This is a genomic window from Staphylococcus sp. GDY8P196P (assembly GCF_017891705.1).
Lineage (GTDB): Bacteria > Bacillota > Bacilli > Staphylococcales > Staphylococcaceae > Staphylococcus > Staphylococcus ureilyticus.
In genome coordinates this window covers 1-11,346 of the sequence record NZ_JAESJS010000020.1, presented here as the reverse complement: position 1 = coordinate 11,346, position 11,346 = coordinate 1, and the positions used below count along the sequence as shown (strand labels likewise).

Here is an 11,346-nt window from a genome sequence, read left to right as displayed (position 1 = left end):
TATTACGCCTTTAACGTGGAATTTAAGTGACGTAGAAAAAGAATGAATAATTAAGAAAAACTTAATTGAAATTACGATGAGTTTTAAGGTTGTGGTTGGTGGTTTTAAAACGTGTTGAAAACGAGTTTCTTCTTGTCTTGATATTATATAGAAATAACGTTCTTTTTGAAATAGGCATTCATCGATTTTATCGATGAATGCCTATTTATTTACTGACTTAATAATTTTTTAACTTTTACTTTTCAAATAGTCTTAAAAGACTTAAACAAGCCCATAAAACTAAAATAAAGAGTATATAAGGGACGATATAAGCGATATACCATAAGTAGCCCCATACTGATTGTGTATGTGTAATCGTATGATGTAAGGCACTGTACATGTTATCAATACCTAAAACGTTTCCAATCGGACCAGTCACAATGGAAACTAAGGCCATTAATAAAATAACGAAGTATAGGGCACCAATACCATGCGTCATACTTTTGATACTTGATTTAAACGTACTATTCAACTTTTGATTTTCTTTTAAACTATTGTTCAATACTTCATGATGTTCTTGGTTGGCCATTCGAATCCCTTTAAGATCCTCATACATCCCATCTTTTTCTTGTCTAAACGCCTTTGCGACATCCTCAGTTATATGTTTGGTATCAATTTTTGCTAACATTTGATTGGAAATTTTAATCACTTTGGTTTCTGTTTTATCTAAGTAGTTTTTAAAGTTCGAGGTCGAAGCCTTTAGTTCGCTTACTAATTGTTGGTTCTGATTCGATCTGTTTTGCTCTCGCTGCTCGAGCTCGATCATCCTGTTCCCGAGCTTCGCGTTCTGCTCTTTCAGCTCGTTCACGACGTTTTCGTTCATTGAAGAGGGCTTGGGTTGATTGGTCGAAAGATGACCAGTTAAGCGTTGTTCTAGATTGTCTATGCGTTGATTGATCTGTTGGAGTTCGTTCAGGAGTTGTTGATTTTGATTCGTATTTTCTTCTTCTACGTTGTTTCTCGGCTTCAAAGCCATGTGTAATACCTCCTTTGTCATAAATATCACCTAGTTTGCTGCCACGTACTTTTTTATCTGCTTCTATATGTCTATATGTGATGGTTTTATCCGTCACACGTTCAACAATGATACCTTTCGGACGTAATTGTTCTTGGAAACTTTTCATATCTGTCGCTTGTGTTTCATCAACGGCTAACCGGATATCATTTTTCCATGACGATTTCCCTTTATCTATGAGATTTTGTTCAGCTTGGGTGTAGCGCATTTCTGCTTGATTGTTGGGAATAGATAAACCATGATGACGGCAGACCTCATCATTTGCTTGTCTGATGTCTTTAAGTGCTTGTTTATTATTATTGAATTTTTTACCTGTTTCTAAGTTGATGGCATTAATCACGATATGATTATGCACATGATCGGTATCACTATGCGTATAAATCGCAACTTGATGATCAGGGGCAATTTTTTCGGCGAGTTCTAAACCGAGGGCATTACACTGTTCAGGGGTTACTTCTCCTGGTTTGAATGACTGGATAATCACATGACCTTGGTTGCCGTCTGTTTTACCGTAAACTTCGCGAGAAGCTTTAAACGCACTTTTCGCATAATCGATGTCGCAATTTAAACCACTTTTTTCCTCAGCGCGTTTTTCTGCATAGTTAATGGCCCGTGATGTTGATTTTGTAGCACTTATTTTAGTTGTTGCCATATATGATTCAACTCCTCACGCATGATGGCGATATCTTGTTGCATTTGTTCCATATTTGCGCGTTCGCCATACGTATTTAAAGCTTTAGCGATTTGGTTTAAGTTGCTCCCCAACTTACCCATATCTTTGGCCATCGATTGGCGCGTGACTTTGTCTAATTTGGGCGCCACTAATCGAGCCCCTTGTGCTTTGTTTTTAACAAACAAAGGCACACTCATATTCAAAGTTTCAGCCGAAGCCTGTAACTTTGAATATTCGGATTCGCTCACACGAAAACTAATTTGTTTCGGTGCCTTGCGGTCGGGGATTTGGTTTTTCCCGACAGCTTCGTTACCTTCAGTCATTGTTTTACGTTCGCTCACAATTCCACCTCGCTTTCTAACGAAAGACACGTTGTTCCGTTGATTGTATTATAACATAATACAATCTTCCTCACATCGTTTCAGAGGTTTGGCAAGCAATGGGGATGCTAGCCACTTCGTGCCTAGATACCCTGCTTGTTGGTGGATAAATCCCCCAAGCCCCCTGGGATTTTTTCTACGAAAAAATAGCAAATACTCATGAGTATTTGCTTAGTACAACGCGCAAAAATGTGCGCGTTAAATCATGAGTATTTACTCATAAAATATTAATATCTTTATTTTAGTAATTACTCACCAAATCATTCCACCTATGTTAAAATGAAAACTAAGCAATCACTCAATAAAATAGGTTGATTTTATATGAGCTATTACTTAGTTAAAGGTGGAATGAAAATGCCAAGTCAAAATCAAAAGAAAGCCAAAACGATTAATATTAATTTAACGGAAGCCGAGTATGAAAAAGTGAAACAGTTAGCTGAAATCAGAAATTTGAACCCCACAGCTTATACACGGTTAGTTGCTTTAGGCAATCGAATCAAACCAACGGTCGTTGAAATGCCTTCGAATCAAATGACGATTGATACGAATGAAGATGTTGAAGATTTAAAATCGCAAGTCCAATCTAATGCGTATTACGCCAACATGTTTAAGCGATTTGCGAGTTATATTGAAGATGATCGTTTTTATATTAATCTACATGAAGTCCAAAGTGATCGGGAGTTGATTCAAGCGATTCATCAAGTTAAAAAAGAACAATAAAAATTGGAACGTTTATATAAAATTAAAATAATGAATTTTAATATAATAATTCTAAAGGGGGATAATAAGAATTGGGAAAAATTTCAATTAAAGATGTTGCTAAAGAAGCAGGGGTGTCACTCACTACTGTTTCTCAAATTTTAAACAAAAAAAGTGATCGTTTTTCAGAAAAAACAGTAAATAAAGTTGTTGAAGCTAAAAAAAGATTAGGTTATTTTCCTAATAAAAACGCACAACAATTAAGGGGAAATAATATAAAGTCTGTGGGGGTTTTATTGCCTAATCTCACTAATCCTTTCTTTTCTACAATGATGCAAACTATGGACAGTTATAAATCTGATAATGTAGATTTATTTTTTTTAACAGCAAAAGAAAATGAAATAGAAAAAGGCATTATTCATCTTGTTGAGCGAGGAGTAGATGGTTTAGTCATTGCTCAAATGATTAATAACCCGTCGATATTAAACAATTATTTAAATGAACACAATATACCTTATATAGTTTTAGATCAAAGTGATGATTATGGGTTTACAGATATTGTTAGAACAGATGAAAAACGAGGGGGGAAACTGGCAGCAGAACATTTAATTGAATATGGTCATACAAAATTATTAATTGCTCAACCTTATATGCTTACTAGTAATATGCAAGCGAGAGTAGATGGGTTTAAGCAACATTGTGAAAATTATAATCTTGCTTCTCCTTTAGTTATTGAAACAGATTTATCTAAAGAAGGAGGATTTAGTATTGTGGATCAAATCATTGAATCACAAGTCAGTGCAATTTTTGCTATGAATGATGAAATGGCAATTGGTATTATAAGAGGATTAGTCAATAAAGGGTTAAACATACCTGATGATATATCTATTATCGGTTTTGATGATATAGATATTGCGAAATATTTGAATCCTTCTTTAACTACAGTTGCTCAACCTATAGAAAAAATAAGTAAAGCTTCATTGAGTTTAATAACGAATAAGTTACAAGATAGTAATGAAGATGGGATACATAATATTAATTTAGCCAATGAGTTGATTATTAGAGAAACTACAAAAAAATTAAATAAGTATATAAAAAGAAGCAAAAAATGAAATTCTTTGCTTCTTTTTATATTATGTGAAAGCGTGTACAAAATATAATGGAGGTGTTATTATAATTAAGTAAAACGTTTTAATAAAACCTTTTACTTAATTATAACAAGTTAGAGGTGTCTTAATGGATATAGTAGCAATATTAATTGGTTTAGGACCATTAATTGGTTGGGGTCTTTTTCCAACAATTGCTTCTAAATTTGGTGGACGTCCAGTCAATCAAATATTAGGAGCGACTGTAGGTACCTTGATTTTTGCTTTATGTTTTGCATTTATTCAAGGTATGAGGTTACCAACAGGAGCAAATTTAATATTTTCACTGATTTCAGGTATAGGTTGGTCATTTGGACAAATCATTACTTTTAAAGCATTTGGTTTAATTGGATCTTCTAAAGCTATGCCTATAACTACAGCATTTCAATTATTAGGAGCTTCACTTTGGGGCGTTTTCGCATTAGGCGACTGGCCTGGTATTTTAAATAAAGTAATAGGATTTACCGCATTATTGGTCATTTTAATTGGAGCTCAAATGACAGTGTGGAGTGAAAAAAAAGAAAAGCAATATGCTAGAAATTTAAGAAAAGCAGTCATTTTATTATTAATAGGTGAAATAGGCTATTGGGCATATTCTGCTGCGCCACAAGCAACTGATATTGGTGGAATGCAGGCCTTCTTGCCTCAAGCAATCGGTATGGTCATTGCTTCAATAATTTATGCTTTCATTAATATGAAAGGTGGAAACGCATTTATTGAAAAAGTGAGCTGGAAGCAAATAATTTCTGGATTTTTCTTTGCCTTCGCTGCTTTGACATATTTAATTTCAGCTCAACCCGATATGAATGGTTTAGCAACAGGATTTGTATTGTCTCAAACTTCTGTAGTACTAGCTACATTGACAGGTATTTATTTCTTAAATCAAAGAAAAACATTAAAAGAACTTATTGTTACAATTATAGGTCTAGTACTCATAATAGTAGCAGCTGCTGTTACAGTATTTATTAAATAGAGAATTGAGGGATTTAATTTATGAAAAAAAATAAAGTGTTGAATAGTCATGTATCAAAAGCAATAGCAACGTTAGGACATTTTGATATATTAACTATAAATGATGCAGGTATGCCTATACCTAATGACGAACGTCGTATTGATTTAGCAGTAACTAAAGATTTACCAAAATTTATTGAAGTACTAGAAGTTGTTTTATCTGAATTAGAAATTCAAAAAATTTATCTGGCTACAGAAATCAGAAATCAAAACCCTTATCAACTGGAACAGATATATGCATTAATTGGAGAAAATGTAGATGTGGAATTCATTGAACATGACGAAATGAAGCAAAATTTAAATAGTTCAACAACAAAAGCAAATATTCGTACGGGAGAAACAACACCATTTTCAAATATTGCTCTTGAGTCGAATGTGACTTTTTAATATATATATAAAGGAGAATCTATTATGAAAAATAATGTAGTAGTTATCGGTTCTACTAATGTAGATAAAATTCTTAATGTAAAAAGATTTGCTAAACCTGGAGAGACTATGCATATCTCAAATGCTCAAAAAATTTACGGAGGTGGCAAAGGAGCTAACCAAGCAATTGCTACTGCACGATCAGGCGCAAAAACTACTTTCGTTTCTAAAATAGGAGATGAAGGTGACGCAAATTTTATGGTTGAAGGTTTTAAGAAAGAAAATATAAATACAGAAAATATAACAACAACAAATACTGCTGAGTCAGGACAAGCATTTATTACTGTTGATGAAAATGGTCAAAATACTATATTAGTATATGGTGGGGCTAATATGGAATTAAACGAGGAGGATGTAGATAAAGCAACGGAAGCAATTGCTAATGCCGATTATATTATTGCACAATTAGAAATACCTGTTCCTGCTATTATTAAAGCATTTGAAATTGCTCAAAAAAATCATGTTACTACTATTCTAAACCCAGCACCAGCAAGTGAATTACCGAAAAAATTACTGAATCTAACCGATATTATTATTCCTAATGAAACTGAAGCAGAATTATTGAGCGGCATTCCAGTAGTTGATCATTCATCAATGAAACAAAATGCAGAGTATTTCTTATCATTAGGTATAGAAATTATTATTATTACGTTAGGCAGTCAAGGTACTTATTATGCAACGCAAGAAGAATCTAATTTAATACCCGCATTTAAAGTGTCAGCTGTTGATACCACAGCTGCGGGAGACACTTTTATTGGAGCATTTGCTAGTCGCTTTGATATCAATAATCTTAATTTTGAAGAAAGTATAAAATATGCTAATAAAGCAGCTTCTATTTCTGTTCAAGTAGAAGGAGCGCAAAAGTCTATTCCATTTGAGGAAGATGTATTAGATGTATAAAAATTTATAACGTAAATGAGAGACTTGGTTTTCGAATAATTTATATTAACAACACCGATAATTATTCGAAGTTAAAAAGCGTACATCTTGTACTTATTTAACATAATTCAACTTATCGGAAGTAGATATGCTTGCACATTCATAGATGGTATAATAATGAAGTCGCCTATCTCTCAGGCGTCAATTTGACGTAGAGAGGAGGTGTATTATTTTGCTAATCTTTTTCGTTCACATCATAGCGCCAGTCATCAGTGGCTGTGCTATCGCGTATTTTACTTATTGGCTTAGTAATCGCGATAAATAATTAAGTAGGCGACAAATAGTCAACACCGTAAAAATCCCCTCACTACGGACATAGTGAGGGGATTGGTGTATTATTGCTAATCTTTTTCGTTAAACACATTATAACATCATAGAGGGTAGGAATGCAAAAAGATTATATCTGAAAGAGGGGAAGTTCTATGATTAGTATCTTAAGTTGTAGTATAGAAATATTTAAGTATTTGTATTCAGAATTTAGTTTTCCATTATTGCTAATGGTTATTATAATCATATTTTACAAACAGATAAAAAACATCCTTAATGATTTAACTAAATTATATATCAGTTGGAATGGTAGTTCTATTGGAATAGAACGAGAAAAAGAGGAAACTGTTGAATTGATGCAAATGTTACTTAAAGATAAAGTAGACAGTGAAGGTAAATCGGTTATTTATGAAGGACAAAGAGGATCAGGGGGAGAAGAATTAGATATCTATGATTCTATGTATTTTTCAAATTTGATTACTAGTAGAATATTTTTAATTAATCAAGTAGAAAAGTATAATAAGTTTTTTATAGCTGAAAAACTTTTTGAAGGTTATGAAAGTAAATGTATGGAAAAATATGGAACAAATTATCACGGAGCAATAATTGAAACAGGAGATGAAAATAAAATATTAGTTGATGAAACAATACGTAAATTTTACTTTTTAACAAAAGACATGAAAAAAGAGAATGAATATTTGAGCCTAGATGATCTAAATAAATTTAGACTCCTAATATTTGCATTTACTTATTGATTTTGTGAATTCAGGGTACACTCTAATCATATAATAATTTAGAAACACTATATTAAAAGGTTAGTTTATTTGAAAGTAACTTTTAAAAGGCATACTATTAAATTAACTAAAACAAGGAGGTTTTATCAATGAAAGCAGCAGTTTGGTATGGTCAAAAGGATGTACGAGTTGAAGATCGAAAATCTAAAGAGTTACAAGATAATGAGGTTAAAGTTAAAGTGTCTTGGGCTGGCATTTGTGGTACAGATTTACATGAATACTTAGAAGGCCCTATATTTATTTCAACAGACAAACCTGACCCGTTCCTTGGCCAAAAAGCGCCCGTTACATTAGGCCACGAATTTGCAGGTGTAGTAGATGATATTGGTTCTAAGGTTACAAAATTTAATAAAGGCGATCGTGTTGTCATTAATCCTACAGTTTCAAATCGTGAAAAAGAAGAAAATATTGATCTTTATGATGGTTATTCATTTATAGGCTTAGGTTCTGATGGTGGATTTGCAGAATTTACAAACGCCCCAGAAGAGAATGTTTATAAATTACCAGATAATGTTTCTGATAAAGAAGGCGCCCTTGTAGAACCGACGGCTGTTGCAGTTCAAGCAATTAAAGAAGGAGAAGTTCTATTTGGCGATACTGTTGCTATTTTTGGTGCAGGGCCAATCGGTTTATTAACAACTATAGCAGCCAAAGCAGCTGGTGCTAGCAAAATATTTGTTTTCGATTTATCGGAAGAACGACTTAATAAAGCTAAATCAGTAGGTGCTACTCATACGATAAATTCTGGTGAATCAAACCCAAGTGATATTATTAGTAAATACACTGATAATGGCGTTGATGTAGCATTTGAGGTAGCTGGTGTAGCGCCAACACTTAAATCTGCAATAGATGTTACTAAAGCAAGAGGTATTGTTGTTATAGTTTCTATATTCGGCCATCCTATTGAATGGAATCCAATGCAATTAACTAATACAGGTGTAAAACTTACTTCAACGATTGCTTACACCCCCACTACATTTCAACAAACAATAGACTTAATTAACGAAGGTAATTTAAAAGTCAAAGACGTCGTTACCGATGAAATTGAGTTAGATGATATTGTGGAGTCAGGATTTAAACAACTTGTAAACGATAAATCACAAGCAAAAATTCTCGTTAAGTTATAAAAGCTAATAAAAGAGTCACTCTAAATCAGAGTGGCTCTTTTATTAGCTAAAATATAGTTTCATTTAGTCAAATAATTTGTGAATTTTTATAATTTGTTAGTCTAAGCATTCTTAATGAATTTATTATTTATTATTTAATAATTGTATTATTAAATACAAAACCAGGTTCGGCACCTAAAATGATAAGAAATATTTGTGAGTAGTCCACATTTTGGAATTTTAATATCATATCTTTAAAAAACACAAAATTAGTATCTTTTTTAACTTTTGCAACTTCTTGTTCATATAATTTTAAAACAGATCCTCTTATTAAAGTTGGTCTCTCATTTTGAATATTTTCACGGTTATCTGAAAACATAAGTACTCCTAAATATTTATAATGGATACTTAATTGTCTTGTCAAACTAGCTATATATTCTAACTTTTCATACATACTAGGAAATTCGTTTCTTAGTTTTTTCAAATCTAACTTAATTTGGTTTAATTCTTCCATTTCATTAATCATTTTATCACTACTCCAATTCCCATGGCTTATTGATATCAAGAGAGTCAATTATATTTTTAGTTTGTGATCGTTTAATTTTTCGCATTTTAGCTCTTTCTTCGCCATCCATAAATAATAATTTTTCTTCTTTGGACTGAGGAGAGATTTTGGGTATTTTAATTGGTTTTTTATTTTCATCCAAAGCTACAAAAGTAAGAAAAGCTACAGCAGCAATTTTTCTTTCTGCAGTAATCATATCTTCTGAAATGACTTTACAAAATATTTCCATAGATTTTTCTCCAGTATAAACTACATAAGATTCTATACAAACTGAATCAGATTGGGTGATTGGATATAAAAATTCTACTGAATCTGTAGAAGCTGTAACACATTCTTTAACTCTTGCATGTCTTCTAGCTGATAGCGTTGCGTTATTATCAATTTTTTTCATTAATACCCCCCCAAATAGTGTATTATAATTGTTTAAATCATTAATTAATACTTGATCCGTACTGACAATTTTACTATCTCTAGGAAATTTATAATTTTCCATAAAAAACTCCCGTTTCTATAATATTTTACGTTCTAATTATAGAGCGAGAGTGTATAAATATAAAATATCCTTTTTTTATATAGCTATAAATTTCTCAAATACTTTTATATTTAATAGTTAATTAAGAAGTTTTCTTGGAGAAATTTAATCCAATTTTTTGTTAAAGAATCAACTATAATATCTTTTCTCCAAATAATACCAAGTTCCCATTTCATGGAAGGTTCATTAATATCGATGGCTTGTAAATTATTATCTAATAAGCCTAGTATTCCTTCGGGTAATATACATATCCCTAGATTATTTAATAACATTTCTTCTATGAAGCTCCATTGGGTGGTTTCAAAAATTATATTAGGATTAAAGCCATAATTTCTACATGTATTTTTGATTTTATCGTTTAAATAGAAATCAGAATTGAATAAAATAAATTCTTGTTCTTGTAAATCTTCAATATCAATCTTTGTTTTTTTAGATAATGCATGATTTTTATGAACGACCAGTTTTAATTTTTCTTCTGAAAAAGAGAATATATCAAAGTTTTTATTATTTGTAGGAAGTACAGTAATTCCCATGTCCAAATCGCCATAATATACATCGTTTTCAATTTTTTTACTACCATTTTCAAAAAGTTGAAAAGTTATATTAGGATACATTTCATGAAATTCCGAAATTAAGCCAATTAATATTCTTATATTAATAATAGTAGGGATTCCAATTTTCAAATGTCCCTTTTTTAATTCTAATAAATTACTTAACTCATTAGGGATATTATCATACATTTTAAGCATTTCTTTACATTGGAAAAAGAAAGCTTCTCCTGCGTCAGTTAAGTATATTTGGTTTTTATACCTATTAAATAAATTTACATCTAATTCTTCTTCTAATAATTTAATTGTATTACTAATTGTGGGTTGTGTGATAAAAAGATTAGATGCTGCTTTGGTCATACTTTTTTGCTTTACGACTTCTACAAAATACTGCATATGTCTAAGTTCCAATAAATTTCCTCCCTTTTTATTATTTCTTCACGTTACCAGTTTTTTAAACTAATTATTTTTTATTATTCTGTATACCGTTGAACGACTAACATCTGTCTGTTTAGCAATCTCTTCCCCAGTTAGTTTTTGTTCATCGTATAAGAATTTGATTTCTCTTTTCTTATAATCTGGCAAAGAAGGACGGCCGCCTTTTCTCCCTCTTGCTCTCGCAGCTTCTAGACCTTTTTTCGTACGTTCACTTAATAAGTTAGCTTCAAGTTCCGCAAATGCACTCATCATTGTAAAAAACATTTTTCCCATCGCATCTTTGGTTGACACATTCATATCAATAATATGTAAATCAATGCCGTTTTCATCTAACCATTGAGACAGATCAATTAATTGTTTTGTTGTACGTCCAAGACGATCTAATTTATAGATAACTAGGATGTCTCCTTCACGTAAATAGTCTAAACACTTATCAAGTTCTGTTCTTTTCGTTTTGCGACCACTCACTTTTTCGCTAAAGATACGTTCACAACCATAGTCTTTAAGTGTATCAATTTGTCCATCAAGACTTTGATCTTGTGTTGATACACGTGCATAACCAATTTTAGCCATTTGAATACCACCTCTTACTAATTGTTTTATGGGTGCTTATACTTATTAATAAAATCTACTTCTCGATGCAAATAAGCACGTCTCTCATCGTCTGAAAACTCATGATTTTTGATATTTTCGACACATTGATTATAGCACAAGTTTATAGACTTAAATATCCAAGAAAAACCTCTTATGTCACTTTATTCGATATATG

At 31.8% G+C, this 11,346-nt stretch carries 15 protein-coding genes; 8 read left to right on the top strand and 7 right to left on the bottom strand.

Annotation, left to right across the window (positions count from 1 at the left end; all coding sequences use genetic code 11):
- Positions 1 to 235: 235 nt before the first annotated feature.
- The 3 genes from KA814_RS11495 to KA814_RS11485 are packed head-to-tail and all read right to left on the bottom strand — an operon-like array spanning position 236 to position 2,068.
- Entirely contained in the window at positions 236 to 688 is a 453-nt protein-coding gene (locus KA814_RS11495; RefSeq protein ID WP_057534294.1) for a DUF334 domain-containing protein, read from the bottom strand.
- Between the two features lie 28 nt (positions 689 to 716).
- The gene (locus KA814_RS11490) at positions 717 to 1,706 is read right to left on the bottom strand and encodes a relaxase/mobilization nuclease domain-containing protein (protein ID WP_070039660.1); all 990 of its coding nucleotides are present in this window, start codon (positions 1,704 to 1,706) and stop codon (positions 717 to 719) included.
- Positions 1,688 to 2,068 (bottom strand): plasmid mobilization protein, encoded by a 381-nt coding sequence (locus tag KA814_RS11485; RefSeq protein ID WP_046838087.1) that lies wholly within the window; start codon positions 2,066 to 2,068, stop codon positions 1,688 to 1,690. The genes KA814_RS11490 and KA814_RS11485 overlap by 19 nt, the downstream gene beginning before the upstream one ends.
- Before the next feature lie 360 nt (positions 2,069 to 2,428).
- Here KA814_RS11485 and KA814_RS11480 point away from each other — a divergent pair, with 360 nt between their 5' ends.
- The 8 genes from KA814_RS11480 to KA814_RS11445 all read left to right on the top strand — a co-directional run bounded on the left by KA814_RS11480 (position 2,429) and on the right by KA814_RS11445 (position 8,515).
- The gene (locus KA814_RS11480; protein ID WP_119487835.1) at positions 2,429 to 2,827 is read left to right on the top strand and encodes a plasmid mobilization protein; all 399 of its coding nucleotides are present in this window, start codon (positions 2,429 to 2,431) and stop codon (positions 2,825 to 2,827) included.
- Between the two features lie 71 nt (positions 2,828 to 2,898).
- Positions 2,899 to 3,918, top strand: coding sequence for a ribose utilization transcriptional repressor RbsR (gene rbsR, locus KA814_RS11475; RefSeq protein WP_210122759.1), 1,020 nt, complete (start codon positions 2,899 to 2,901; stop codon positions 3,916 to 3,918).
- Positions 3,919 to 4,042: 124 nt separating this feature from the next.
- Positions 4,043 to 4,924, top strand: a complete 882-nt coding sequence (rbsU, locus tag KA814_RS11470) for a ribose/proton symporter RbsU (RefSeq protein WP_119487833.1) — start codon at positions 4,043 to 4,045, stop codon at positions 4,922 to 4,924.
- Between the two features lie 20 nt (positions 4,925 to 4,944).
- A complete protein-coding gene (rbsD, locus tag KA814_RS11465) occupies positions 4,945 to 5,349 on the top strand; it encodes a D-ribose pyranase (RefSeq protein WP_119487832.1) in 405 nt (134 codons plus the stop codon).
- 24 nt (positions 5,350 to 5,373) lie between these two features.
- Positions 5,374 to 6,288, top strand: a complete 915-nt coding sequence (rbsK, locus tag KA814_RS11460; RefSeq protein WP_119487831.1) for a ribokinase — start codon at positions 5,374 to 5,376, stop codon at positions 6,286 to 6,288.
- 211 nt (positions 6,289 to 6,499) lie between these two features.
- Entirely contained in the window at positions 6,500 to 6,592 is a 93-nt protein-coding gene (locus KA814_RS11455; protein ID WP_210122758.1) for a type I toxin-antitoxin system Fst family toxin, read from the top strand.
- A 157-nt stretch (positions 6,593 to 6,749) separates the two neighbouring features.
- On the top strand, positions 6,750 to 7,349 hold the full coding sequence (locus tag KA814_RS11450; protein ID WP_210122757.1) for a hypothetical protein: 600 nt from the start codon (positions 6,750 to 6,752) through the stop codon (positions 7,347 to 7,349).
- Positions 7,350 to 7,477: 128 nt separating this feature from the next.
- Positions 7,478 to 8,515, top strand: coding sequence for a 2,3-butanediol dehydrogenase (locus tag KA814_RS11445; RefSeq protein WP_064209987.1), 1,038 nt, complete (start codon positions 7,478 to 7,480; stop codon positions 8,513 to 8,515).
- Between the two features lie 130 nt (positions 8,516 to 8,645).
- Here KA814_RS11445 and KA814_RS11440 read toward each other — a convergent pair whose 3' ends face one another.
- From KA814_RS11440 to KA814_RS11425, 4 genes are all read right to left on the bottom strand, one after another.
- The gene (locus KA814_RS11440) at positions 8,646 to 9,020 is read right to left on the bottom strand and encodes a hypothetical protein (protein WP_210122756.1); all 375 of its coding nucleotides are present in this window, start codon (positions 9,018 to 9,020) and stop codon (positions 8,646 to 8,648) included.
- Positions 9,021 to 9,027: 7 nt separating this feature from the next.
- Entirely contained in the window at positions 9,028 to 9,552 is a 525-nt protein-coding gene (locus tag KA814_RS11435; protein WP_011867724.1) for an acyl-CoA thioesterase, read from the bottom strand.
- A gap of 110 nt (positions 9,553 to 9,662) precedes the next feature.
- A complete protein-coding gene (gene cidR, locus KA814_RS11430) occupies positions 9,663 to 10,550 on the bottom strand; it encodes a cidABC operon transcriptional activator CidR (protein WP_070039664.1) in 888 nt (295 codons plus the stop codon).
- Positions 10,551 to 10,598: 48 nt separating this feature from the next.
- Complete coding sequence (locus KA814_RS11425) at positions 10,599 to 11,150, bottom strand: recombinase family protein (RefSeq protein ID WP_011304040.1); 552 nt, start codon at positions 11,148 to 11,150, stop codon at positions 10,599 to 10,601.
- Positions 11,151 to 11,346: the final 196 nt, after the last annotated feature.

Coding starts and splice junctions, on each gene's coding strand:
- KA814_RS11490 (WP_070039660.1), bottom strand. CDS start 1,706: ATGGCAACAACTAAAATAAGTGCTACAAAATCAACATCACGGGCCATT.
- KA814_RS11480 (WP_119487835.1), top strand. CDS start 2,429: ATGAGCTATTACTTAGTTAAAGGTGGAATGAAAATGCCAAGTCAAAAT.
- rbsU (WP_119487833.1), top strand. CDS start 4,043: ATGGATATAGTAGCAATATTAATTGGTTTAGGACCATTAATTGGTTGG.
- rbsD (WP_119487832.1), top strand. CDS start 4,945: ATGAAAAAAAATAAAGTGTTGAATAGTCATGTATCAAAAGCAATAGCA.
- rbsK (WP_119487831.1), top strand. CDS start 5,374: ATGAAAAATAATGTAGTAGTTATCGGTTCTACTAATGTAGATAAAATT.
- KA814_RS11450 (WP_210122757.1), top strand. CDS start 6,750: ATGATTAGTATCTTAAGTTGTAGTATAGAAATATTTAAGTATTTGTAT.
- KA814_RS11445 (WP_064209987.1), top strand. CDS start 7,478: ATGAAAGCAGCAGTTTGGTATGGTCAAAAGGATGTACGAGTTGAAGAT.
- KA814_RS11440 (WP_210122756.1), bottom strand. CDS start 9,020: ATGATTAATGAAATGGAAGAATTAAACCAAATTAAGTTAGATTTGAAA.
- KA814_RS11435 (WP_011867724.1), bottom strand. CDS start 9,552: ATGGAAAATTATAAATTTCCTAGAGATAGTAAAATTGTCAGTACGGAT.
- KA814_RS11425 (WP_011304040.1), bottom strand. CDS start 11,150: ATGGCTAAAATTGGTTATGCACGTGTATCAACACAAGATCAAAGTCTT.